We start from the raw sequence: 24,731 nt of genomic DNA on the forward strand, positions 1-24,731 counted from the left end.
AGGTCGTGCACGCCGTAGGCGAAGACCCCGGCGGCGACGAAGACCAGCAGCACGCCGGTGACGGTGAAGAACTTCGACAGGTTGACCTTGATCGCCCCGGCGTAGAGCAGCCAGCCGAGCAAGATCGAGATCGCGATGCCGATCAGGAAGCCGACCAGCGGCAGCACGGTGCCGCCGCCGGCGGACTGGACGCTGGAGAAGAAGAACACCGCGGTCTCCATGCCCTCCCGTGCGACCGAGAGGAACGCCACGGTGGCCACGGCGACCGGGCCGAGCTGCAGCGCCTCGTCGAGCTGCCCGCGCAGCTGGGCCGCCAGGGTGCGGCCGGCGCGGCGCATCCAGAAGATCATGCCGGTGACGAAGGTGACCGCGATGATCGAGGCGATCCCGCCGAAGGCTTCCTGCGCCTCGAAGCTGAGCGTCGCCGCGGTGTAGGTGAGCACCGCGCCCAGGGCCACCGAGAGCGCGACCGCCACGGCGACCCCGAGCCAGACGTGCGCCAGCGCGCGGCGGCGATCGGTCCGGACGAGGAATGCGACCAGAATGCTGACCACGAGAACGGCCTCCAGCCCTTCCCGCAGTCCGATCAACGCATTACTGAATAGCATTCGCATCTTCCTTGTTTCGACGACCGGCGAGGCATGGAGAACATAGGTAAGGCTCACCTTCATGTCAAATGGTTGTGAACCCTGCGACATGCTGTTGACCTGGGTCGATGCGATCGTTTTCGGCCGGTTTGGACTACTTTTCCGATACATGTCCGAAATGTTCGAATATCTTTTCGGTTGCGTGGAATCGGGAGGTTCGGCCCTGAAGATCATTTAGTTGACTGCTGGAATGGGCACTGTCCGCTGTGGACCGAGCTGGGTCGCGATGGGACGGAGTGCGAATTCGCCGCTCGCGTGTGCCACACGCGCCGGGTGTGCGGAATGTGGCGCATGAGGAGCGCTGGGTCACGTTTCGCTCCGCGAAGCCGGGAGCATCGGCTAAGGTGGCAGCGGCATCGGTGGGCCCAGCGCCCGCCGGCGAACGACCTGGCGGTGCCGGGTGGGTCGCTGGAGCATCCCGGCTCCACGGCCCGTCGTCCCGGCGTACGACCGCAGAACTAGCCGTGCCGGTCCAAGGCGCCACCTCAGGCCGCGCGGCTGTCCCGGGTGGTCAAAAGGGAGGGACGGCGCCAGCCGTCTCGGCCGCCCGCGTGGAAGAGCCCGCTGACCGGGAGGTCAGCGGGTTTTTTCGCTTCCAGGGCCGCGCGACTGGCGACCAGGCCGGGGAAGGCGCACGGTACCGGGTATGTCCACTGTCAAGGCACAGCAGTCCGGCGTGTTCTTCCGGCGTCCGGCCCCGGAGGCCGATCCGTACGTGCGCGAGGGCGGCCACGTCGACCCCGGCCAGACCATCGCGGTGATCGAAGCGGTGAAGACCTTCAACCCCGTCAAGTCGGCTTCCGCCGGCATCGTGACCCGGTTCCTGCTCACCGACGGCACCGAAGTCGCCCGGGGGCAGGAAATCGCCGAACTCGCCGACGAAAACACCTGACGCGGGTGATCTTGAATTCCGCGCAAGCCCTATCATGACCGCGCAGTGGTGGGAGGCGGGAGGGCCGTGCGCGGGGTCGATTATTACGAGTTGCTGGGCGTGAACCGCGACGCGACGGCAGCCGAGATCAAGTCCGCCTACCGGTCGCTGGCACGCAGCATGCACCCCGATGTCGGCGGCACCGCGGGAACCTTCCGGTTGCTGCAGGAGGCCTACGAAACCCTCAACGATCCGGTGCGCCGCGCCGACTACGACCGCGTCGACGAGCCCGCGCCCCGGCTGCGGGCGTCGCAACGGCGCCGGCGGCGGGATTTCGGCGAAGATCCGGACTACGTGCCGAAGGTCCCGCGGCTGCGCCTGGACGACATCCCCTGGTGGGACGCCGTCGACCCGGGCACCCGGGTCCGGTACCTGCCGGTCACCGGCCCGGAGCGGGCGCCGACGCTGGCGCTGGTCGGCGGCTGGTCGATGCTGCTGCTGGCTGGGCTCGCCGTCGAGCTGACCGCGATGCTGCTGGCCGTCTGGCTGTCCCTGCTGGTGGCCTCCGGCGTGGTGATCGTGCTGCTGCTGCGGCGGCACATCCGGGCGCACCGGATCGACCGGTCGTTCGTCTCCGAGTTCGGCGGCCGCCGGATCTTCGGCCTGCCCGACGCGCAGCACGAGCGCGCGCAGCAGCTGACCGCCGAGCTGTGCGCGAAGTACCTGACCCGGCTGCCGGGCGTGCGCGTGTTCCACGGCCTGGCCTGGCCCGACTCGGTGTTCGAGGACGTGCACCACGCGGTGCTGTGCGGGCGTCGGCTGGTGCTCGTGGAGTCCAAGAGCTGGCTGCCCGGCCACTACACCGCCGACGAGGACGGCGCGTTGTGGCGCAACGGCCACGTCTTCCGCGGCGGCGCGACCCGGCTGCCGGAAGGCGTCGATGCCTTCGCCGAGCTGCTGCCCGACGTCGAGGTGCGCGGCGTGGTCCTGATCTACCCGAGCCGCGCCGGTGACGTCACGACCGTCGAGCAGGACGGCGATCCGGTGTCGCCGATGACCCCGGCGCAGTTCGTGCGGGAGATCGGGCGGTGGCTCGCGCAGGACCCGGCGAGCGTGGACCGCGAGGCGTTCACCACCGTGCTGGAGCAGGTCGTCGCCGACTGATCCGGCGCGAACTCCCTTGCCGCCCTTGATCGTTCGAACGAGGCCGCGCTGCCGCGACGTAGTCCTCCGCAGATGATGGCCTTATGCAGGCGAGGAGGGGGACCGGCGGCGGGACGGTGCTGGGAACTCTGGCGGTCGGGCAGTTCCTGATGACGCTGGACACCTCGGTCATGAACGTGTCCATCGCGACGGTCGCCGAGGACGTCGGTACGACGGTGAGCGGCATCCAGGCCGCCATCACGCTCTACGCCCTGGTGATGGCGATGTTCATGATCACCGGCGGCAAGATCGGTACGCTGATCGGCCGACGCCGCGCGTTCACCGTCGGCTGCGTGATCTACGGCTGCGGCTCCCTGACCACCGCGCTCGCCCCCGGCCTGGGAGTGCTGATCCTGGGTTGGTCGTTGCTGGAAGGGCTGGGTGCCGCGCTCATCATGCCGGCGATCGTCGCGCTCGTGGCCGCGAACTTCCAGCAGGCTCAGCGGCCGCGGGCGTACGGGCTCGTGGCGTCCGCCGGCGCGATAGCCGTCGCCGTGGGGCCGCTCGTCGGTGGCCTCGTGACCACGTACTTCTCGTGGCGGTGGGTCTTCGCCGGTGAGGTCGTGGTCGTGGTCGTGATCGTCCTTCTCGCACGCCGCGTAGCGGACGCGCCGCCGCACCGCCGCCCGGATTTCGATCTCGTCGGCACCGCGCTGTCCGCCGCGGGCCTCGGGTTGGTCGTGTACGCGGTGCTGCGTTCGAGCAGCTGGGGATGGGTGGCGCCCAAGCCGGACGCGCCGGCTCTGCTGGGCGTCTCCGCCACCATCTGGCTGATCTTGGCCGGCGGGCTCGTGCTCCAGGTGTTCCTCGCGTGGGAGCGCAGGCGCGTGGCACACGGCCTCGAGCCGCTCGTCGCCCCCGCGATGCTGCGCAATCGGCAGCTTTGCGGGGGACTGACGATCTTCTTCTTCCAGTTCCTCTTGCAGGCCGGATTGTTCTTCATCGTGCCCCTGTTCCTGTCCATTTCTCTCGGACTCACCGCCCTGCAGACCGGCGCGCGCCTGCTGCCGCTGTCCATCACCCTGCTCCTCGCCGCAGTCGGCATCCCGAAGGTGTGGCCGGATGCATCACCGCGTCGCGTGGTGCAGTGGGGTCTGGCCGCCCTCTTCGGCGGGCTGGTGGCATTGCTGGCGGCACTCGAGCTCGGCGCAGGCCCCGAAGTCACGACCGTGCCGATGCTCTTGGCCGGGCTCGGTATCGGCTCGCTGGCCTCACAACTGGGCAGCGTGACCGTCTCCGCGGTCCCGGACGAACGGACCGGCGAGGTCGGTGGTCTCCAGAACACCGCCACGAACCTCGGCGTGTCGGTCGGCACCGCGCTGGCCGGTTCGGTGCTCATCGCCGCCTTGACCACATCGTTCCTGCAGGGCATCAGCCAGAACCCGAGCGTGCCACCCCCGGTGACCTCCCAAGCCGAGGTCGAGCTCGTCAGCGGTGCTCCCTTCCTGTCCGACGCCGCCCTGGAACGGGCCCTTGCCGCGACCGGATTGCCGTCGGGTACCGCTTCCGCGATCGTGCAGGAGAACGCCGTCGCGCGGCTGCAGGCTCTGCGTGCGGCCGACGCAGTGCTCGCGCTCATCGCCGGGGTCGCGCTCTTCTTCACGCGCCTCATCCCGACCGAACAACCCGGGCGCTCCTGAGCCGGGTCCTGCACCGGGATCCGGCTCCGGCCGGGGCTTCCCGCCCGGCACCGATGAGTTCTCGTCGCAACCCTGGTCTATGGGAGTAGCGAACGTTTTCCATCCGGTGCGGAGAGGGTGTGCCAGTCATGACGATCGACTCGAATGCGGCGGTGTCCCAGCGGCGGGGCGTGCACGTGGCGCTCTGGGCGCTTCAGGTCCTTCTGGCGGTGTTCTTCGTGCTCGCCTCGGCCCCGAAGCTCCTCGGCGAGCCGACGGCGGTGCAGATGTTCGACCTGATCGGGTTCGGGCAGTGGTTCCGGTACCTGACCGGCGGTCTCGAACTGCTGGGCGCCATCGGCCTGCTCGTGCCCCGGCTGGCCGGGATGGCGGCGCTCGGCCTCGCCGGTGTCATGGTCGGCGCGACGATCACCCAGGTGTTCGTGTTCCAGGCGCCCGTCACGGCGCTCATGCCGTTCGTCCTGGTGCTGCTGTTCCTGGTGGTGGCCTGGGGGCGGCGCCGGTCGATCCCGCTGCTCGCCGCCCGGTCGTGACGGTTGCGCTCCCGGCTCGGAGCGGCCGCCCGCCTCGTCGCTCGAATTCGCGGGAGGTGAGAATTCCCGCGTTCGAGTACTCCGCCGCGGATGCCCGCGGCGGCAGCCGGGAAGGGCGGTTCAAGTGCAGGTCTTGTGGGGAATCGGCGGCATGCTCGTGGTGCTGCTGCTCGCGTTCGCGTTGTCGACCGACCGGCGCGCGATCAATCCCCGCACCGTGATCGGTGCGTTGCTGATCCAGATCGCGTTCGCGGTGATCGTGCTGCGGTGGGACCTGGGCAAGCAGGTGCTCAGCGCCGCCGCCGACGGCGTCCAGAAGGTGATCAGCTCCTCGACCGAGGGCATCGAGTTCATGGTCGGGCCGATCCTGCCGTCGCAGGGCACCGTCGTCGCCTTCCAGGTGCTGCCGATCATCATCTTCATCTCGGCGCTGACCGCGGTGCTCTACCACCTGAACGTCCTGCAGTGGGTGGTGCGGATCATCGGCGGCGGCCTGCAGAAGGTGCTGGGCACCACCCGGCCGGAGTCGCTGAACTCGACCGCGAACATCTTCCTCGGCCTGACCGAGGCGCCGCTGACGATCCGGCCGTACCTGAAGACGATGAGCCGTTCGGAGTTCTTCGCGGTGATGGTCGGCGGGCTGGCCACCGTGGCGGGGACCGTGATGGTCGGCTACGCGATGCTCGGCGCGAAGCTGGAGAACCTGATCGCGGCGAGCTTCATGGCGGCGCCCGCCGGCCTGCTGATGGCGAAGATCGTCATGCCCGCGGCGAAGGAGCAGCCCGCCCCGGCCGGTTCCGCCGCGGCGGAAAGCCCGGCGGAGGGAACCGTCGCGACGGAGACCGCCGAAGAGGAAGGCCAGGCGGTTGCGACGAAGACCGCCGTGGAGGCCGAAGTGGAGGAGAAGCCGCGCAACGTCATCGATGCCGCCGCCGGCGGCGCCGCCGACGGCCTCAAGCTGGCGATGAACGTCGGCGCGATGCTCTTCGCGTTCGTCTCGCTGATCGCGCTGGTGAACCTGATCGTGGGCGGCGTCGGCGGGCTGTTCGGGCTGCCCGACCTCACGCTCCAGCAGATCCTCGGCTACCTGTTCTCGCCGTTGATGTGGGTGATCGGCGTGCCGTGGCACGAGGCGGTCGCCGCCGGCGGGTTCGTCGGCGAGAAGCTGGTGATCAACGAGTTCGTCGCGTTCGCCGACTTCGGCCCGCAGATCGGCCAGTTCAGCGCGAAGAGCGCCACCATCATCACCTTCGCGCTGACCGGTTTCGCCAACTTCGGTTCGCTGGCGATCCTGCTCGGCGGCCTGGGCAGCCTGGTGCCCAGCCGTCGCGGCTGGATCGCGAAGGACGGCGTCCGGGCGATCATGGCGGCGACCCTGGCGAACCTGCTCAGCGCCACCATCGCGGGGGTCCTCGTCTGACCCCGTCGCGGATCACCGGGCCGGGCCTTGGCAGGTGCCGCCGGTCCTCGATACGTTGTCGATCTTCGCCTGGCGGCTCGCCCGGCGGCGCGGTATGACCGTGTGCGATCAGCCCGGCCGAGCGCGACGATGGGCCGGTCGGGGTCGGCCGGACGAAGGAGTGCCAGCGTGACGAATCCGCACCAGAACGTCAGTTTCGCCAGCAACGGGCGCACAGCGCACGGGTACCTGGCGACGCCGTCCGGTTCGGGTCCCGGTGTGGTGGTGATCCAGGAGTGGTGGGGGCTCACCGACCACGTCGCCGACATCGCGGACCGGCTGGCGGCCGAGGGATTCGTCGCGCTGGCGCCGGACCTCTACGGCGGGCACACCACGCACGACGCGCAGGAGGCGGCGCGGCTGATGCAGCAGCTGCCCGTCGACCAGGCGGCGCGGGACCTCTCCGGTGCGGTCGACTACCTGCTGGCGCACGACTCGGTGACGGGTTCGTCGGTCGGGGCGGTCGGGTTCTGCATGGGCGGCAAGTTCGCGATCGTGCTCGCCGCCCAGCAGGGCGACCGGGTCGGCGCGGTGGTGCCGTTCTACGGCCTGCCGTCGGTGGCGGACACGGACTTCGCCGGCTTGACGGCGCCGATGCTGTGCCACTTCGGTGAGTACGACCGATCCATCAGCATGGACGCGGTAGCAGAACTGCGCGACAAGATCCAGCAGCAGTCCGAAGTCCGCCCCCAGATCCACGTCTACCCGGCGGGACACGCGTTCTTCAACGACCAGAACCCGGCGGCGTACCACGAAGATTCGGCCCGCACGGCCTGGCCGAGGACCCTCGACTTCCTCCGCCGCCACCTCACCTGACGGGCTCACGCAGATCGGGTGCAGTGAACGGCCTGTTCACCTCGTCTATCGAGGCGAACAGGCCGTTCACCTCGCAGCAGGTCCGGGCTTCTCGTCGAAACCGGTACGTCGTCGCGCCAGGCCGGCGCATATGTACGGCCATTACTCGTGTCGCGATCGTGGGCATTGACAACTTTTGGTCGGGCGGGGCAATGTTGGCGAAGCAATTGGCCGTACAAATACTCGCCTGGAGGGTCGATGCTTCCGCTGGAAGGCGTGACCGTGGTGTCGCTGGAGCAGGCCGTCGCCGCCCCGTTCGCGACCCGGCAACTGGCCGACCTGGGCGCCCGGGTGATCAAGGTCGAGCGCCCGACGGGCGACTTCGCCCGCGGCTACGACACCTCGGTGAAGGGCCTGGCCAGCCACTTCGTCTGGCTCAACCGGAACAAGGAGAGCATCGCGCTCGACCTGAAGGAACTGGCCGACCGGCTGATCATGGACAAGCTCCTGTCGACCGCGGACGTGTTCGTGCAGAACCTCGCGCCGGGGGCGGCGGCGCGGCTCGGGTTCGGCGCGGCCGAGCTGACGGCGAAGCACCCGCGGCTGATCGTCTGCGACCTCTCCGGCTACGGCAGCTCCGGCCCCTACCGCGACAAGAAGGCCTACGACCTGCTGATCCAGTGCGAGACGGGGCTCGTTTCCATCACCGGCAGCGAGGCCGAACCGGCCAAGACGGGGATCTCCACGGCGGACATCGCCGGCGGCATGTACGCCTACAGCGGCGTGCTCACGGCGCTGTACGAGCGCGAGCGCACCGGGAAGGGGACGGCGTTCGAGGTCTCGCTGTTCGACGCGCTGGGCGAGTGGATGGGTTTTCCGTACTACTACGCGGAATACGGCGGCACCGCGCCGAAGCGCGCCGGCGCGCGGCACGCGGCCATCGCGCCCTACGGCCCGTTCGCGGCAGGTGACGGGGCGCAGGTGTTCCTCGGCGTGCAGAACGAGCGGGAGTGGGTGAAGTTCTGCGAGCAGGTGCTCGGCCGGCCGGAACTGGCCGCCGACCCCCGGTTCGACGCCAACCCCAAGCGCGTCGAGAACGTCGCCGAGCTGAAGGCGGTCGTCGAGGCGGTGTTCGCGAAGCTGAGCAGCGCGGACATCGAAGCCCGCCTGGAGGAGGTCGGCATCGCCAACGCGCGGATGCGCACGATGGCGGAGTTCGCCGAGCACCCGCAGCTGGCCGCCCGCGACCGGTGGCGCGAGGTCGACTCGCCCGCCGGGCCGCTGCGCACCCTGCTGCCGCCGGTGACCGTCGCGGGCCGGGAGCCGCGCATGGACCCGATCCCGGAGGTCGGCCAGCACACCAGCGCGATCCTCGCCGAACTCGCCGACGTCGACGACGCACCCAGCGACTGACCCGCGACTACTCCGCCGCGTCCGGCAGTTCGCCCATCGTGGCGCACAGCTGGGCGAGGAAGTTCTCGAACTGCTCCAGCTGCTCCGGTGGGTACTGGGCGACCAGCGCGTTGAAGCGCTCGCTGAAGGGGCCGAAGAACTCGCGCGCCGGCTTCTCGATGCGCGCACTGCTGCGCAGGGTCACCTTTCGCCGGTCGGCGTGCTCGCGGGTGCGGACGATGTGCCTGAGCTTTTCCAGGCGGTTCAGCAGGTTCGTGGTCGCGCCCGTGGTCAGCGAGAGGCGTTCGCTGAGGCGGGTCGGCGACAGCGGGGTTCCCTTGTCCTCGGCGTAGAGGATTTCCACCAGGGCGGCGGCATCGGTGGAGTGCAGCCCGAGCCACGCCGCGAAGCGGCCGGTGAGCTCGGTGTAGTTCGCGCCGAAGCTCCGGAGGCCGTCCAGGAGGCGCACGCTGCGCGCCGCGGTGTCGTGAGGTTGCCGTGCCTCGGTCATGGTCGTTCGCTCTCCCGCCTCGCTGCCGTTCCTGGTGCGTTGACAATCCAACCCTATCAACTCTAGCTTCACCATGAAGTAATTCCTTGATGAAGCTAGTTGGGAACCCGAGACCTCGTGGAGAGTCCGATGAGCAACGCGCCGCACCCCGATGGCGTAGACCCGTTCGCCCCATTCGTCCGCGGCCTGGACGAGCCGGATCCCACGCGTGCCGCGCTGCGCTCGGCCGGGCCGATCGTCGAGGTGGACGCGCCCGCCGGAGGGCGAGCGTGGGTAGTGACCGATGACGCCCTGGCGCGCGCCGTTCTCGTCGACCCCCGAATAGCCAAGGACCCGGCATTCGCGCCCCTGAACTGGGATCCGCAGCGCGCCGGGCTCGAACGGACCGCGGCCGAGCAGCCGTCCCTCACCACCCTCGACGGGCCGGAGCACGCGGCGCTGCGGCGCGCGCACGCGCCGATCTTCGCGGCGAAGCGGATCCACCGGCACTCCGGCCGGATCCATGCGATCGCCCGGGAACTGCTCGCCGAGCTCGCCGCCGGCGGCGCGGACGTCGACCTGGTGGCGGACTTCACCACTCGCTACCCGCTCACCGTCCTGCTGGACCTGCTCGGCGTTCCGCTCGACCACCTCGACCGGGCCACCGACGCCTGCCGGCTGATGTTCAGCGCCGAGCCGGGCGCGCAGGGGAGGGCGATCGCCGAGCTCTCGGAACTCGCCGAGGACGGAATTCGCGACGACAGCAGGGGATTCGCCGCCGAGCTGCGCGACCGGGTCTCCCCGGAGACCACCCGGGACCAGCTGCGGTACCACCTGTTCGGACTGATCTTCGCCGGACAGCTCACCACCGACGCAGCCCTCGGTTTCCTGCTCGCGCGCCTGCTCTCGGACGGCGCACACCGGATCCCGGCGGAGGAGGAGGCCGTCGACGAACTCGTCCGCGACACGCTGCGGATGCACCCGCCCGCGCCGTTCACGCTCTGGCGTTTCACCACCGAGGAGATCGAGCTCGCCGGCGTGCGGCTGCCCGCCCGGGCGCCCGTGCTCGTGGACGTCCTGGGGATCAACACCGATCCGGCCCGCCCATCCGGCCCCGACCTGTCCTTCGGCGCCGGGCCGCACTTCTGCATCGGCGCGCAACTCGCCCAGCTCGAACTGCGCGCCGTGGCTGCGGTGCTGCGGACCGACTTCCCCGACGCCCGCCTCGCGGTCCCGTTCGGCGAGCTCCGGCAGACCGGCATCGGCGGCCTCCTGAGCAGCAGGCTGACCGGGCTCCCGGTCTCGCTGCGCGGCTGAGCTGCGACAAGGGCGCCACTTCACACAGGAAGCGGCGCCCTCGCCGGCGTCAGATGTGGCGGCCGCCGGTGATCTCCAGGACGCAGCCGGTCATGTACGACGACATTTCGGAGGCCAGGAACAGCACCACGTTGGCGACCTCTTCCGGCTCGCCCGCGCGCTGCATCGGGATCTCCTGGAGCTTCGCGTTCCACACGTCCTCGCGCAGCGCCGCCGTCATGTCGGTGCGGATCAGGCCCGGCTGGACCGCGTTGACCCGGACTCCCTTGTGCGCGAGTTCCTTGGCGGCGGCCTTGGTCAGCCCGACGATGCCCGCCTTGGCGGCGCTGTAGTTGGTCTGGCCGGTCATGCCGACCTTGCCGGAGATCGAGGAGATGTTCACGATCGAGCCGCTGCCCTGCTCGCGCATGACCGCGGCGGCGGCGCGGGTGCCCAGCCAGGCGCCCTTGACGTGCACGTCGAGGACGGCCTCGAAGTCGTCGAGGGTCATCTTGCGCATGGTGGCGTCGCGGGTGATGCCTGCGTTGTTCACCATGACGTCCAGCGAGCCGAACTCGGCGGTGGCCGCCTCGATCGCCGCCTGCACGGCGTCCGGGTCGGTGACGTCGCAGGCCACGCCGAGCGCGGTGCCCGTGCCGCCGAGCTTGTCCGCGGAGTCCCGGGCGTGGTCGGCGTTGATGTCGGCGAGCACGACCTTCGCGCCTTGGGCGACGAAGTTCTCGGCGATGGAGAACCCGATCCCCTTGGCGCCGCCGGTGATGACGGCCACCTTGTCCTGCAACATCTGCAAATCCTCCTAGTGCTGTCCCATGCGGGTGGGGCACGTCCGGGCGTCCCCCCGATACGCCCGGACGTGCCGTGCACCCGCACAGTTTCAATTGAAACTGCGGGAAGTTCCGGACCATCTACTGCGGTCGGTTGTTCACAGGGTGCGTTCGGTGCCGAAGATCGCCGTGACCTGGCTGGAGAGCACGCCGCCGTTGCCGTGGGCCAGCGCGACGTCGGCTCCTTCGATCTGCCGGGCTCCGCATCCGCCGCGCAGCTGCCGCACCGCCTCGATGATCGTGAAGATTCCGTACATGCCGGGGTGGCAGTACGACAGGCCGCCGCCGTTGGTGTTCACCGGCAGCTTCCCGCCCGGCGCGATCCGGCCCTCGGCGACGAACGCGCCGCCCTCGCCCTTCTCGCAGAACCCGAGGTCTTCCAGGAACAGGACCGGGTTGATGGTGAACGCGTCGTAGAGCTCGACCACGTCGACGTCCTGCGGGGACAGCCCGGCCATCGCGAAGGCTCGGCCGCCCGATTCGGCGGCCGCGGTGACCGTCAGGTCGGGCATCGCCGAGATGCTGCGGTGCGAGGTCGCCTCGCCCGCGCCGAGCAGGAACACCGGCTTGCCGGGCAGCTGCCGGGCGCGTTCGGCGCTGGTGAGCACCACCGCGCCGCCGCCGTCGGTGACCAGGCAGCAGTCCAGCTTGGTCAGCGGATCGCTGATCATCCGCGCGGCCAGCACGTCCTCGCGGGTCAGCGGGTCGCGGGCGAACGCAACCGGGTTCAGCTGCGCCCACTGCCGCGCCGCCACCGCCACGTCCGCCAGCTGCTCGCGGGTGGTGCCGTACTGGTGCATGTGCCGCGCCGTCGCCATCGCGTACATGCTGATCGGGTGCCGCGCGCGGTACGGCGCCTCGAACGGGTTCGGCTTCGACGGCGACACCAACCGGCCGCCATCGGAACGCTGGGTGCTGCCGTAGACGATCAGCGCCGTCGAGATCACCCCGGCGTTGATCGCCGCCGCGGCGTGCAGCAGGTGCGAGACGAACGAGCTGCCGCCGATCGTCGACCCGTCGACGTACTTCGGCCGGATGCCCAGGTATTCGGCCGTGTCCATGCCCGACATCGGGTAGTAGGACGACGCGGTGAATAGACCGTCCACTTCGGACTTCTGGATGCCCGCGTCGGCCAGCGCCCGCACCGTCGCCTGCCCGACCAGGTCCAGCGGGGTCAGGCCCGGCGCGACCTGGCCGAGGTCCGACTCGGCAACGCCGACGACCGCCGTGGTGCCGCGCAACGTCATGACTGCTCCTTGTCCTGCGGGACACCCGCACCCGGTCGGCCGTCACGCGCGGCGGCGGATTGTTGCACGTGTCGTCCTCCGGCCCGGAACACCGCAACAGGTGTGCCGTCCTGCTCGACCGTGGCGAATCCGACGCGGGTGCCGATGACGACCTGGTCGGCGTCGACGTCGTCGACGCGCGACATCATCCGGAAGCCCTCGTCGAGGTCGACCAGCGAGACGTTGTGCATCCCCTCGCGCCCGCGCACCGCGGTCGTCGAGTACACGGTCCCGCGACCGCTGCTGCGCTCCCAGCCCAAGTCGTCGCTCCCGCACGCCGGGCACAGCACGCGCGGCTGGAACACCGCCGCCGCGCACTTGCCGCAGCGCTGGAACCGCAACTTACCGGCCGCCAGGCCGTCGCGGAACACCACCTCGGGCGCCGCCCCGGCAGGGGGCGTCACTTCACTCATCTCCGCACCTTCCTTGGTTCTCCGCACTCACGCCTCGGGCTGCGTCAGGACCGCCAGGCAGTCCACCGCGACGACGCCCTTGCCGACCTGGTCCAGCAGCAGCGGGTTCACGTCCAGCTCGGCGACGTCCTCGGCGAGGTCGTGGGCCAGCCAGGACAGCCGGGCGACCACGTCCGCCGCGGCGTCGAGGTCCCGCGCGGGTTTGCCGCGGACCTCCCCGAAGAGGCGGCTGCCGCGCAGCGAGGTCAGCAGGCGCTTCGCCGCGTCGGCGTCCAGGGGCGCCACGCCGATCTGGCTGTCGGCGAGGACCTCCACCAGCACGCCGCCGAACCCGACGACCACCACCGGCCCGAAGGCCGGGTCGCGCTTGATGCCCACGATGAGCTCGGTGTCGCCGCCGGCCATCCGCTGCACCAGCAGCCGCGCCGCCGGATCCCCGGCCTCCCGCGCGATGTCCAGCAGTTCCGCGGCGGCGGTGCGGATCGTCGCGTCACTGGTCAGGCCCAGCCGCACGCCGCCGATGTCCGACTTGTGCCCGATGTGGTCGGACAGCAACTTGACCGCCACCGGCCCGCCCAGGTCCCGCGCGGCGGCCACCGCCGCATCCGGGTCGTCGGCCGGGAACGCCCCCGAGCACGGCACGCCGTAGGCGGCGATCAACCGGCTCGACTCGTACTCGTTGAGCTGGCGGCGGCCCTGCTCCCGGGCGTCCCGGAGAATCCCGCGGACCACCTGGTCGTCGATGTCGTCCGGGCGCTCGGCCGTCGGCAGCGGCGGGCGCAGGCTGAAGTCGGCCAGCTTCCCCAGCGCGGCCGCCGCCCGGCCGGGGTCGGTGAAGCACGGGATGCCCAGGTCCTGCAGCCGCCGGCGCGGCCGCCCGCTGCCGCCGGTCCACACCACCACCAGCGGCCGGTCCGTGGAGCGGTAGGCCTGCTCGATCGCGTCGATCAGCGGCCCGGACGCGTTGTCGGAGTTGCCCAGCAGCACCGCGATCATGTCGGTGCCGGGGTGCTCGACGGTGATCTCCAGGGCGCGGCGCAGCATGCCCGGGTCGCTGATCAGCGTGGCGGTCAGATCGACCGGGTTGCGCGGCGAACCGAACGGCGGGATGACCTCGGCCATCCGCCGCTGCCACGCCTCGTCCCAGGGCTGCACCTGGAGGCCGTTGCTGCTGGCCTGGTCGGCCATCAGCACCCCGGCGCCGCCGGAGAGCGATAACGTGCTCAGTCGCCTGCCGCGGGTGCGCCTGCCGTCGGCGAACACCAGGCCCGCGTCCAGCAGCGGCTCCATCCCGTCCAGCCGGACGATGCCGTGCTGGCGGGTCGCGCCGTCGAACACGGCGTCCTCGCCGGCCAGCGACGCGGTGTGCGACTGCGCGGCGCGCGCACCGGCCTCCGAGCGGCCGACCTTCACCGCCAGGATCGGCTTGTCCAGTTCGTGCGCCCGACGGGCCACCTGCAGCAGCCCGCGGCCGTGGTGCACGCCTTCGAGGTAGGCCATCAGGACCTTGGTCTCGTCGGTCTCCACCAGCCCGCCGAGCACCTCGGCCACCGACAGGTCGGCCTCGTTGCCGGTGTTCAGGAAGTGCGAGATGCCCAGCCCGGCGGCCTGCGCCGCGCTGAAGATGAAGGTGCCGAACGCGCCGCTCTGGCTGACGAAGGACACCGGGCCCTCGCGCAGCTCGCCGCCTTCGTCCATCGCCGAGGTGAACGTGGGCAGCGCGCGGTCCCGCAGGCTGAACATGCCCAGGCAGTTCGGGCCCAGCACGCGGATGCCGGTCTCGGCGATGACGTCCTGCAACTGCTGCTGCAGCGCCTCGCCGCGCCCGCCGACCTCCGCGAAGCCGGAGGCGCCGACGATCGCCGCCGGGATGCCGCGCTTCGCGCAGTCCCGCACCCCGTCGACGACCTTGTCGGCGGGCAGCATCACCATCGCCAGGTCGATGTCGCCGTCGATGTCGTCGAGGCTGCGGAAGGCGGGCAGGCCTTGCACCTCGGAGCGCCGTGCGTTGATCGGCAGCAACCGACCGGTGTAGCCGAACCGCTTCATCAGCTCGATGGGACGGCCGGACAACTTGATCGGGTTGTCCGAGGCGCCCAGGATGGCGATCGATCGGGGATGCAGCAGTCGCTGGATGGCCGTGTTGTCGACGGCGCCCACAGATTCCTCCTAGCTAAGGGAATGGCGTTCAGCCGGATCAGGGGAGCTGGCGGAGCAGCTGCTTGGCGATGATCAGCTTCTGGATCTCGCTGGTGCCCTCGTAGATCCGGAACACCCGCGAGTCGCGGTAGAAGCGCTCCACCGGGACGCCGCGCATGTAGCCGGAGCCGCCGTGCACCTGCACCGCACGGTCGGCGACGCGGGAGACCATCTCGCTGCAGAACAACTTCGCGCACGACGGCGCCAGCCGGGTGTCCGCGCCCGAGTCGTACTCCCGGGCGGCTTCCAGGACCATCGACCGGCCCGCGTACAGCTCGGCCTGCGACTCGGCCAGCAGCGCCTGCACCAGCTGGAACCGGCTGATCGGCTTGCCGCCCTGCTCGGCCTCCGCGGCGTAGCGCACCGACTCCTCGACGATCCGGCCCGCCAGCCCCACGCAGATCGCCGCGATGTGCAGGCGGCCGCGGGTCAGCGACGACATCGCCGCGGCGAATCCGGTGCCCTCCTGGCCGCCGACGATCGCCTCGGCGGGCACGCGCACGTCGTCGAAGAACACCTCGGCGGTGTGCGCCCCGGCCTGGCCCATCTTCGCGTTCGGCGGCCCGATCCGGACGCCGTCCAGGCCGGTCTCGACGAGGAACACCGAAATTCCCTTGTGCGTCTCGGCTTCCTCGTCGGTGCGGGCGAACACGACGAGCAAGTCGGCCTGCGGCGCGTTGGTGATGAACCGCTTGGCACCCGAGATCACGTACTCATCGCCATCACGTAGGGCCTTCGTGCGCACCGAGCTCGGGTCCGAGCCGGCGCCGTCCTCGGTCAGCGCGAACGACGCGATCGCCTCCCCGGCGGCCAATCGCGGCAGCCACGCCTGCTTCTGCTTCTCCGTGCCGTACTTGACGATCACCTGACCGGCGATGCCGTTGTTGGTGCCGAACATCGAGCGGAACGCCGGAACGGTGTAGCCCAGCTCCATCGCCAGCCGGACGTCCTCGCTCATCGACAGGCCCAGCCCGCCGTACTCCTCGGGCAGCGCGAAGCCGAAGAGCCCCATCGCGGCGGCGGTCTCGCGCACCCGCTGCGGAATCGCGTTCGTCTCGTCGATCTCGTCCTCGGCGGGCACCACCTCGTTGCGGACGAAGTCGCGCACCGTGCGCAGCACGTCGTCGAACACGTTCGGGTCCATCGTTGTCCTCACTCCTTCGCCACGTTTTGTCTTGTAAGCGGCGGTAGCCGCTTGCGGTGCGGGACTCAGCTCGCACCGCCGCGGGTTCACCCGGTCACGGCGGGCTCGGCGGCTTCTTGGTCCGCGCGCTGCGCGGACCGGGTCAACAGGATTCGGACGCCGATCAGCGACATCAGTACGGTCACCAGCGCCCAGCCGATCACCGGCAGGATCGAGCCGGAGGCGGTCAGCAGCAGCTGGCCGATCATCGGGGTGGTGCCGCCCAGCAGCGTCCCGGCCAGGCCGTAGGACAGCGAGATGGCGGTGTAGCGCACGCGGGCCGGGAACGCGTCGGCCAGCACGCCGGCGAGGATCGAGTAGAACATCACGTGCGGGAGGGTCGCCAGCACCATGCCGACCACCGACCACGCGAAGCTGCCGGTGCTGATCAGCAGGAACATCAGCGGCATCACCGGAAGCTCGGCGACGAGCAGGATGGTGACGATCTTGCGGACGCCGTACTTGCTGGCCAGCACCGCGCCGAAGGGCTGCACGAAGAACTGGGTGATGCTGGCGATGAGCACCACGGTCATGAACGTCTCGCGCTGGAAGCCGAGCTCGTTGGTCGCCCACGACACCGCGAAGGTGTTCTTGAAGTACGAGGCGGAGAAGACGATCGCGCAGGCGAAGACGCCGAGGACCACCAGCCCGGTGTGGTGCCGGAAGGTGTCCAGCAGCGGGAACTTCGCGGTCTGCCCGGTCTCCTTGAGCTTGGTGAGCTGCGGCGACTCCTCGATGCTCAGCCGGATCACGAGTCCCAGCACCACCAGCACCGCCGAGGCCAGGAACGGGATCCGCCAGCCCCAGTCGTAGAACGACTCGTCGGGCAGCTGCGAGACGAGGGTGAACGCCAGCGAGGAGAGGATCTGCCCGGACGGCGAGCCCTGCTGCGCCCACGAGCCGGAGATGATGCTGCGGCCCTTGGGCGCGTGCTCGGTCGCGATCAGCACCGCGCCGCCCCACTCGCCGCCGACCGCCAGGCCCTGCACGACGCGTAGCAGCACCAACAGGATCGGCGCCGCGATGCCGATGGTGGCGTAGGTGGGCAGCAGGCCGATCCCGACGGTGGTGACACCCATCAGCAGCAGCGTGATGATCAAGGCCTTCTTGCGGCCGACCCGGTCACCGAGGTGGCCGAAGATGATGCCGCCCAGCGGCCGGGCCAGGAACCCGACCCAGAACGTCGCGAACGAGACCAGGACGCCGATCGCGGGCGTCACGACGGGGAAGAACAGCTTGCCGAACACCAGCGCGGACGCGGTGCCGTAGATGTAGAAGTCGTACCACTCGATGCTGGTGCCGACGAACGAGGCGATCCCGGCCTTGCGCCCCATTCTCTCCTGCTCTGAAAGCCGTCTCATCGAATTTGGCTCCGTCTCCGCCGAATCCGGGCGCCCGCCGTGGTGCTCGGCAGGTCGAAACCCGTTGGGAAACCGCAGGATTCGCCGATGCGGCGGACGGGGCCCGGCGCCCGCCGCATCGCGAACGCGGTTCCTCGACGCTAGGTCAGCGGGTGTGTTCCGTCTAACACCAAATTCGGGTAGGTTTGATTCGGTCGCGCGACATAATCGGCGCTGACCTGGGCAAAGGTGCTCGCGGTCGGGAGGTTTGAGCGGTGGAGCTACGCCACCTGCAGGCGTTCGTCGCCGTGGCGGAGGAGCTGAACTTCCGGCGGGCCGCGGTGCGGCTGCACATGTCCCAGCCGCCGCTCTCACAGCAGATCAAGCGCCTGGAGCACGAGGTCGGGGTGGCGCTGCTGCGCCGCACTACGCGGCAGGTGGAGCTGACCGCGGCGGGGGAGGCGTTCCTGCGCGAGGCGCGCAAGACGCTGCAGTCGGCCGAGGCCGCGCCCCGGCTGGCGCGGCAGGCGGCCGCGGGCGAGATCGGCGTGGTGCGGCTGGGTTTCAGCGGCCAGACGTCGTACCGGGTGATGCTGCTGATCGTGCGGAAGTTCCGCGAGCGCTACCCGAACGTGCGCTTCGACATCCTCAGCCCGCTCTACGGCGGCGAGCTGGTGGACCAGATCAACCAGCAGGAGGTCGACGCCGGGCTGCTGCGGCTGCCCGTGCCGACCGAGGGCCTGTGCGTGCGGGAGCTGGATCAGCACCCGCTGGCGGTGGCGCTGCCGGACGGGCACCGGCTGGCCGGCGAGTGGCGGGTGGGGCTCGACGACCTGCGGGGCGAGTCGTTCATCAGCTACCCGACCAATCGCGGTTCGGTGGTCAACCAGCTGGTGCAGGCGGCGTGCCTGCAGCGCGGCTACAACCCGAACTTCGTGCAGGAGGCGCCGGACACCCACACGATCCTGTCGTTGGTGGGCGCGGGTTCGGGCATCAGCCTGGTCCCGATGACGGCCGCGCACCTGAAGGTTCCCGGTGTGGTGCTGGTGCCGGTGCACGACGCCCCGTCCGTCCCGCTGGCGCTGGTGTGGCGAGAGGGCGACCGGAACCCCGCGCTGGCGGGCCTGGTCGGGCTGCTCGACGAAGTCGTCGCCGAGCTCTGACCGGATCCGCACGGCAACTGTCCATAGAGGACGGTGATGCGGGATTTTCCGTCGTGGCGGGAAAAACGGACGCGGACGCGAAGTGTGGTGCAGTGCACGTGCGTCCCGCGTAACTTCGCGCCGGGTCGCAGCGACAAACCCGGTGAACGTTCGATCATCGATGATCTTGATTTCGACTTTCGCTGCACAGAACTGAACAAGGAGGTCTTTCGTGGCTGCCGACCGACCGGAGAGTCGGGCATGGTGGATCTGGAGCGCGGCGGTGATCGCCTATCTCGCCGCGGTATTTCACAGGGGCAGCTTGGGGGTTGCCGGAACGCAGGCGCTCGACCGGTTCGACGTCGGTCCGGCCGCGCTGAGCGCGTTCACGGTCCTGCAGGTCGGCATCTACGCCGGCATGCAGATTCCCACCGGATTGCTGGTGGACCGCTTCGGTTCCCGGAAGGTGATCACCGTCGCGGTGCTGTTGTTGGGCACGGGGCAGATGCTCTTCGGCCTCGCCGATTCCTACTCGATGGGCCTGCTCGCCCGCGCTGTGCTGGGCCTCGGCGACGCGCTGATGTGGGTCAGCATCCTGCGGCTGGTGGCGGCGCACTTCTCCGCCCGCCGCTACGCACTGGTGGCAACGGTGTCCAGCGCGCTGGGGGCGCTGGGTGGCGTTGCGGCCACGTTCCCGCTCGCGCTGGCGTTGCAGAACATGGGCTGGACGGCGACGTTCCTGCTGGTGGGCGCGCTGACGCTCGGCTACGCGGCGGTGACCTCGACGGTCGTGCGGGACGCCTCGCTCGGCGGTGCGCAGGCGCGCAGCGGCGGTGCGGTGTTCCAGCAGGTGCGCGAGGCCTGGTCGGTGCCGGGCACGCGGCTGGCGTTCTGGGCGCACTTCTGCACGATGTTCGTCTCGGGCGCGCTGACCCTGCTGTGGGGCTTCCCGTACCTGGTCAACGGGCTGGGCGTGCCGGCGGCGACGGCGAGCGTGATGCTCAGCCTGCTGATCATCGGGCAGGTCATCGGCGGGCCCGTGGTGGGCGCGCTGATCGGCCACCGCCCGGAGTGCCGGATGTGGATCGTGCTGGGCTACCTGGTGCTCAACGCCCTGTCCTGGGTGGTGCTGCTGGGCTGGCCGGAAGGCCGCCCGCCGCTGGTGGTGATCGCGACGGCGTTCCTGGTCTTCGCCCTGGGCGGCCCGGTTTCGGCGGTGGCGTTCGCCCTGGTGCGGGACTACAACCCGGTGTCCCGGGTCGGCACCGCGACCGGCGTGGCGAACGCGGGCGGCCACTCCGCGACGGCGCTCGGCGTGCTGTTCGTGGGCCTGGTGCTGGACCTGGCGCAGGACATGCCGGGCGGCTCGGAGTACCGGGTGGCGATGCTGGCGCTGGTGGCGATGCTGTTGTTCGGCGCGTTCCGGACGGTGGTCTGGTGGCGCCGGGCGCGGGCGGAGGTGTTCGCGGCGGAGGCCCGCGGCGAAGGCGTGCCGGTGGTGCTCACCCGCCACCGCTGGGACCTCGCCAAGCCCCGCCAGGCCGTCACCGCCTGATCCGCGGTCGAGACGAGCCGGGCCCGGTGGTGATCACCACCGGGCCCGGCTCGCGTCACTTCCGCCAGAACAGGTGGTGGGTCACGCCGCTCGGGCTGGGCACGACGTCCAGGTGGAACCGGTCGCGCAGCTCGTCGGGCGACTCCCAGAGCTTCGACCCGGATCCCAGCTCCACCTGCGAGACCGCCACGTGCATGGTGTCGACGAGGTCGGCATCGAGGAACTGCCGGATGGTGGTGGCTCCGCCGCCGAGCCGGACGTCCTTGCCCTGCGCCGCTTCCCGCGCCTGTTCGAGGACCGTCGCCGGATCGCCGTCGACGAAGTGGAACGTGGTGTCGGACAGCGTGAACGACGGGCGCACGTGGTGGGTCAGCACGAAGACCGGCGTGTGGAACGGGGGTTCGTCGCCCCACCAGCCCAGCCAGTCGTGGTACTCCCAGGGGCCGTGCTGCGGGCCGAACTTGCCGCGACCCATGATCTCGGCGCCGATGTTGCGGGCGAAGTCCCGGGTGAAGTAGTCGTCGAGCCCGCGGCTGCCGCCGGGATCGGTGCGGGTGGGCCAGCTGGCCGTGGCGCCGCCCCAGCCGAACATGGCCGCGGGGTCGGCGTGGCCGAACGGCCTCTCGAGGCTCTGGCCCTCACCGGCACCGAATCCGTCGAGCGAGACGTTGAAGTTCTGGACTCTCAAAAGCTGGGTCACGCGTGTTCCTCCTGCGCTCTTGTTGTTGGAGGAGACCACGCGCGCCGGCGGAACTCATCGGCGTCACCGGCCGATCGTCCGGTGACGCCGGACACACCGGGGAGTTCGGGCGGCGGTTCGACCACCACAGCCGTCCGCGACCGCACGGGCCCACCCGGAATTGCCGCCCGAGCGTTCTCGGAATCCTGCCGGAAGATTCGCCCCGGCACTGTGGACACTTCGGCGCGCGATGTGCCGGGCGGTTGCTACTTCGAAGTCCACCTCCGAGTCGCCGCTGAGCAGCGGTCACCGGACGTCGTCGTGGCGTGTGGGGGTGTGTGGCTCCCGAGTCGTTTCCCGATAGTGTGCCGTTCCGCAGGGAAGCTGCGGATCTTCGCACCCGGGCCGGATGGGCGGTTGCGGACGATCGCGCAGGCCAGGCTCGGCGCCGACGAGTGGAACGCTCCGCAGGACCTGGGTGGCTCCATCGCCGGACCCCCGGCTGTGGCCATGGATGCTGAGGGCATGCTGCACGTCTTCGCGTTGAGCGGGGACGGATCGTTGCAGCACAACGCCGAGACGGGTGCTGCGTCGGACGTGTGGCTGGGCTGGCAGAGCCTGGGCGGCCGGCTGACGGGTAGGCCGATGGCCACCGTAGGTGCCAAGGGCGGGGTGGTGGTGTTCGCGGTGAACACCAGTGGCAACTTGCAGGACGTCTACCAGGCCGGAACGGCGCGGGCGACGTGGAGCAAGTGGAACAACCGTGGCGGTAGCATCGCCAAACTGGTCTCCGCGGCCCGGGATCCGCAGGGCAGGCTGGTCGTGTACGGGGTCGACAAGACGGGCCGCATGGCGCGCGCCCACCAGATCACTCCCTCCAGCGAACCGTGGAAGAACTGGGAGAACAACCTCGGCGGAGTCTTCCTCGCCAACTGAACCACCCTCACCTGTCCGGTGAGCGGTTTCAATGAGGTTTTTCCAACCTCGTTTTGCGTGGCGGTGCGGGTGGCGGAACCTCAGAGGCTCCCTGGTCTGTGGGTGCCCTGACTTATGTATGTCCAATACACGGCGTCAGGGCCGTCCTCGCCAGGAAGCCTCTGAGAACCCGCGGCGGTGCAAGTGTCGTAGGTGGGCTATGCGCCTGCGGCGCATGCGGCACCCCATCGACGTGCAGCTTTGCGACCCGCGGCTGCGGGCCGACCAGGATGAAAAACGCTCAATTGAAACTGCCTGCGGCCCGACCCAACGGACACTCGGTCCGGTCCTTCGGGCACGGGTGTCCGAAGGGGGATTCCGAAATGGACGGTGGGCCGGCCCCGCAGGGTGCGGGTGGTGATCCGGCTTCACGCGCCCCTGCCTTCGCGCCCGGGCTGCTTGCGCGACCAGCAGCCCGGGCGTGCAGGTGACCCTTCTAGTTGCCGCCGACGTACTTGCGGAGGTGCTGGGCCGTCAGGGAGTCGCCGGTCGCGACCAGATCGGCCGGGGTGCCGGTGAAGACGATCCGGCCGCCGTCGTGGCCCGCGCCGGGACCGAGGTCGATCAGGTGGTCCGCGTGCGCCATCACCGCCTGGTGGTGCTCGATGGCGATCACCGTGCCGCCGTCGTCCACCAGCCGGTCCAGGAGCGCGAGCAGCTGGTCCACGTCGGCCAGGTGCAGGCCCGTGGTCGGTTCGTCGAGGACGTAGATCGACGCCTTCTCCGCCATGTGGATCGCGAGCTTCAGGCGCTGCCGCTCGCCGCCGGACAGCGTGGTCAGCGGCTGGCCGAGGCGGAGGTAGCCCAGGCCGACGTCCACGAGCCGGCCCAGGATCGCGCGCGCCGAGCCCGCGGTGAAGAACTCGTGGGCCTGCGCCACCGACATGCCCAGGACCTCGCTGATGTCCTTGCCGCGCAGCTTGTGCGCCAGCACCTCGGCGGTGAACCGCTTGCCCTCGCACTTCTCGCAGACCGTCGCGACGCCGGCCATCATCGCCAGGTCCGTGTAGACCAGCCCGATGCCCTTGCAGTTCGGGCAGGCGCCCTCGGAGTTCGCGCTGAACAGGCTCGCCTTGACGCCGTTGGCCTTGGCGAAGGCCGTGCGGATCGGGTCGAGCAGGCCGGTGTAGGTGGCCGGGTTGCTGCGCCGCGAACCGCGGATCGGGGCCTGGTCCACCACGACCACGCCGTCGCGGCGGGGCAGCGAGCCGTGGATCAGCGAGCTCTTGCCCGATCCGGCGACGCCGGTGACCACGGTCAGCACGCCCAGCGGGATGTCCACGTCGACGTTCTTCAGGTTGTGCGCGTCGGCGCCGGTGATCGACAGGTGGCCGGTCGGCTTGCGGACCGCCTCGCGCAGCCGGGCCCGGTGGTCCAGGTGCCGTCCCGTCAGGGTGTCCGAGCGCCGCAGGCCCGCCACGTCGCCGGTGAAGCACACCTGCCCGCCGGCGGTGCCCGCGCCCGGCCCGAGATCCACCACGTGGTCGGCGATCTCGATCGTCTCCGGCTTGTGCTCCACGACGAGCACCGTGTTCCCCTTGTCGCGCAACCGGATCAGCAGGTCGTTCATCCGCTGGATGTCGTGCGGGTGCAGGCCCACCGTCGGCTCGTCGAAGACGTAGGTCACGTCGGTGAGGCTCGAACCGAGGTGCCGAACCATCTTCACCCGCTGCGCCTCGCCGCCGGAGAGCGTCCCGGACTCGCGGTCCAGGCTCAGGTAGCCGAGGCCGATCTCGACCAGTGAATCCAGCGTGTCGCGCAGCGTTTCCAGCAGCGGTGCCACCGATTCGTCGGTGATGCCGCGGACGAACTCGGCCAGCTCGTTGATCTGCATCGCCGAGCAGTCGGCGATGTTGCGGCCGTCGATCCTCGCCGCCAGCGCGGCCTGGTTCAGCCGGGCGCCGCCGCAGGCCGGGCAGTCGGCGAACACCACCGCGCGGTCCACGAACGCCCGGATGTGCGGCTGCATCGCCTCGCGGTCCTTGGCGAGGTAGACCCGCTGCACCTTGACCAGCAGGCCCTCGTAGGTGGTGTTGATGGTGGCGTGCTTGATCTTGGTGGCCGGCTTGTGGAGGAAGTCCTCCCACTGCTCGGGCGTGAAGTCCCGCAGCTTGACGTCGGGGTCGAACAGCCCGGAGCCGGCGATCACCTGCCAGTACCAGGAGTCCACCGCGAAACCGGGGACGGTGATCGCGCCTTCGTTGAGCGAGCGCTCCTTGTCGACTAGCTCGTCGACGTCGATCGTCGAGACGTGCCCGAGCCCCTCGCACTCCGGGCACATGCCTTCGGGGCTGTTGAAGCTGAACGCCGTCGCGGTGCCGACGTGCGGGGTGCCGAGGCGGCTGAACAGGATGCGCAGCATCGTGTGCGTGTCGGTGGCGGTGCCGACCGTGGAGCGGGAATTGGCGCCCATCCGCTCCTGGTCGACGACGATGGCGGTGCTCAGGTTGCGCAGCGAGTCCACGTCCGGGCGGCCGAGGCTGGGCATGAACGACTGGATGAACGCCGTGTAGGTCTCGTTGATCAGCCGCCGGGACTCGGCCGCGATGGTGCCGAACACCAGCGAGGACTTGCCGGAACCGGAGACACCGGTGAACACCGTGAGCCGCCGCTTGGGGATGTCCAGCGAGACGTCGCGGAGGTTGTTCTCCCGCGCCCCGCGGACTTCGATCACGTCGTGGCTGTCGGCGGCCCGCCGCGGCTCGGCGGTTTCGGAGTTGATGCGTTCGGACGGATCCGGGCTCATGCTGCGCTGCTTCTCCAACCGTGCGAAAGGCATTGGTTCCGG

21 protein-coding genes are annotated in these 24,731 nt (G+C 70.1%); 11 read left to right on the forward strand and 10 right to left on the reverse strand.

Going from position 1 to position 24,731, the window contains the following annotated elements; all coding sequences use genetic code 11:
• A partial coding sequence (efeU, locus tag BLW84_RS38865) for an iron uptake transporter permease EfeU (protein ID WP_093276440.1) occupies window positions 1-608 on the reverse strand: 608 nt, incomplete at its 3' end.
• Between the two features lie 685 nt (window positions 609-1,293).
• On the opposite strand from efeU, the gene BLW84_RS38870 reads away from it, so the two are divergent.
• The 7 genes from BLW84_RS38870 (at window position 1,294) to BLW84_RS38900 (ending at window position 8,561) form a co-directional block, all read left to right on the forward strand.
• The gene (locus BLW84_RS38870; protein WP_093276329.1) at window positions 1,294-1,539 is read left to right on the forward strand and encodes a biotin/lipoyl-containing protein; all 246 of its coding nucleotides are present in this window, start codon (window positions 1,294-1,296) and stop codon (window positions 1,537-1,539) included.
• A 66-nt stretch (window positions 1,540-1,605) separates the two neighbouring features.
• Entirely contained in the window at window positions 1,606-2,682 is a 1,077-nt protein-coding gene (locus BLW84_RS38875; RefSeq protein WP_093276332.1) for a J domain-containing protein, read from the forward strand.
• An 83-nt stretch (window positions 2,683-2,765) separates the two neighbouring features.
• Window positions 2,766-4,361, forward strand: a complete 1,596-nt coding sequence (locus BLW84_RS38880; RefSeq protein ID WP_093276335.1) for an MFS transporter — start codon at window positions 2,766-2,768, stop codon at window positions 4,359-4,361.
• A gap of 128 nt (window positions 4,362-4,489) precedes the next feature.
• On the forward strand, window positions 4,490-4,894 hold the full coding sequence (locus BLW84_RS38885) for a DoxX family protein (RefSeq protein ID WP_093276339.1): 405 nt from the start codon (window positions 4,490-4,492) through the stop codon (window positions 4,892-4,894).
• A 124-nt stretch (window positions 4,895-5,018) separates the two neighbouring features.
• On the forward strand, window positions 5,019-6,314 hold the full coding sequence (locus tag BLW84_RS38890) for a NupC/NupG family nucleoside CNT transporter (protein WP_218157642.1): 1,296 nt from the start codon (window positions 5,019-5,021) through the stop codon (window positions 6,312-6,314).
• Window positions 6,315-6,482: 168 nt separating this feature from the next.
• Window positions 6,483-7,169, forward strand: a complete 687-nt coding sequence (locus BLW84_RS38895; RefSeq protein WP_218157643.1) for a dienelactone hydrolase family protein — start codon at window positions 6,483-6,485, stop codon at window positions 7,167-7,169.
• A 237-nt stretch (window positions 7,170-7,406) separates the two neighbouring features.
• A complete protein-coding gene (locus tag BLW84_RS38900; protein WP_093276344.1) occupies window positions 7,407-8,561 on the forward strand; it encodes a CaiB/BaiF CoA transferase family protein in 1,155 nt (384 codons plus the stop codon).
• A 7-nt stretch (window positions 8,562-8,568) separates the two neighbouring features.
• Here BLW84_RS38900 and BLW84_RS38905 read toward each other — a convergent pair whose 3' ends face one another.
• The gene (locus BLW84_RS38905; RefSeq protein WP_093276347.1) at window positions 8,569-9,051 is read right to left on the reverse strand and encodes a MarR family winged helix-turn-helix transcriptional regulator; all 483 of its coding nucleotides are present in this window, start codon (window positions 9,049-9,051) and stop codon (window positions 8,569-8,571) included.
• 129 nt (window positions 9,052-9,180) lie between these two features.
• Between BLW84_RS38905 and BLW84_RS38910 the strand changes: the two genes are divergently transcribed.
• Window positions 9,181-10,347 (forward strand): cytochrome P450 family protein, encoded by a 1,167-nt coding sequence (locus tag BLW84_RS38910; protein WP_093276349.1) that lies wholly within the window; start codon window positions 9,181-9,183, stop codon window positions 10,345-10,347.
• Window positions 10,348-10,396: 49 nt separating this feature from the next.
• Here the strand turns inward: BLW84_RS38910 and fabG are convergent, their stop codons facing one another.
• The 6 genes from fabG to BLW84_RS38940 all read right to left on the reverse strand — a co-directional run bounded on the left by fabG (window position 10,397) and on the right by BLW84_RS38940 (window position 17,613).
• Entirely contained in the window at window positions 10,397-11,131 is a 735-nt protein-coding gene (gene fabG / locus BLW84_RS38915) for a 3-oxoacyl-ACP reductase FabG (RefSeq protein WP_177226938.1), read from the reverse strand.
• Window positions 11,132-11,269: 138 nt separating this feature from the next.
• The gene (locus BLW84_RS38920; RefSeq protein WP_093276354.1) at window positions 11,270-12,418 is read right to left on the reverse strand and encodes a thiolase; all 1,149 of its coding nucleotides are present in this window, start codon (window positions 12,416-12,418) and stop codon (window positions 11,270-11,272) included.
• The gene (locus BLW84_RS38925) at window positions 12,415-12,870 is read right to left on the reverse strand and encodes a Zn-ribbon domain-containing OB-fold protein (RefSeq protein ID WP_093276357.1); all 456 of its coding nucleotides are present in this window, start codon (window positions 12,868-12,870) and stop codon (window positions 12,415-12,417) included. Before BLW84_RS38925 ends, BLW84_RS38920 begins: the two co-directional genes overlap by 4 nt.
• A gap of 27 nt (window positions 12,871-12,897) precedes the next feature.
• On the reverse strand, window positions 12,898-15,030 hold the full coding sequence (locus BLW84_RS38930; RefSeq protein ID WP_093276359.1) for an acetate--CoA ligase family protein: 2,133 nt from the start codon (window positions 15,028-15,030) through the stop codon (window positions 12,898-12,900).
• A 37-nt stretch (window positions 15,031-15,067) separates the two neighbouring features.
• Window positions 15,068-16,213 (reverse strand): acyl-CoA dehydrogenase family protein, encoded by a 1,146-nt coding sequence (locus BLW84_RS38935; protein WP_093276362.1) that lies wholly within the window; start codon window positions 16,211-16,213, stop codon window positions 15,068-15,070.
• An 86-nt stretch (window positions 16,214-16,299) separates the two neighbouring features.
• A complete protein-coding gene (locus BLW84_RS38940) occupies window positions 16,300-17,613 on the reverse strand; it encodes an MFS transporter (RefSeq protein WP_245761689.1) in 1,314 nt (437 codons plus the stop codon).
• A 254-nt stretch (window positions 17,614-17,867) separates the two neighbouring features.
• Here BLW84_RS38940 and BLW84_RS38945 point away from each other — a divergent pair, with 254 nt between their 5' ends.
• A complete protein-coding gene (locus BLW84_RS38945) occupies window positions 17,868-18,755 on the forward strand; it encodes a LysR substrate-binding domain-containing protein (protein WP_093276368.1) in 888 nt (295 codons plus the stop codon).
• Between the two features lie 211 nt (window positions 18,756-18,966).
• The gene (locus BLW84_RS38950; RefSeq protein ID WP_093276369.1) at window positions 18,967-20,289 is read left to right on the forward strand and encodes an MFS transporter; all 1,323 of its coding nucleotides are present in this window, start codon (window positions 18,967-18,969) and stop codon (window positions 20,287-20,289) included.
• Window positions 20,290-20,344: 55 nt separating this feature from the next.
• On the opposite strand, the gene BLW84_RS38955 is transcribed toward BLW84_RS38950, so the two are convergent.
• Complete coding sequence (locus BLW84_RS38955) at window positions 20,345-20,989, reverse strand: dihydrofolate reductase family protein (RefSeq protein ID WP_093276372.1); 645 nt, start codon at window positions 20,987-20,989, stop codon at window positions 20,345-20,347.
• Between the two features lie 342 nt (window positions 20,990-21,331).
• Here BLW84_RS38955 and BLW84_RS38960 point away from each other — a divergent pair, with 342 nt between their 5' ends.
• Window positions 21,332-21,904 carry a DUF8189 domain-containing protein gene (locus tag BLW84_RS38960; RefSeq protein ID WP_483880107.1) on the forward strand — a complete coding sequence of 191 codons (573 nt, stop codon included), beginning with the start codon at window positions 21,332-21,334 and terminating at the stop codon, window positions 21,902-21,904.
• Window positions 21,905-22,379: 475 nt separating this feature from the next.
• Here BLW84_RS38960 and BLW84_RS38965 read toward each other — a convergent pair whose 3' ends face one another.
• Window positions 22,380-24,689 (reverse strand): ATP-binding cassette domain-containing protein, encoded by a 2,310-nt coding sequence (locus BLW84_RS38965; protein ID WP_093276445.1) that lies wholly within the window; start codon window positions 24,687-24,689, stop codon window positions 22,380-22,382.
• Window positions 24,690-24,731: the final 42 nt, after the last annotated feature.

The organism is Saccharopolyspora shandongensis, from assembly GCF_900106995.1.
GTDB lineage: Bacteria > Actinomycetota > Actinomycetes > Mycobacteriales > Pseudonocardiaceae > Saccharopolyspora > Saccharopolyspora shandongensis.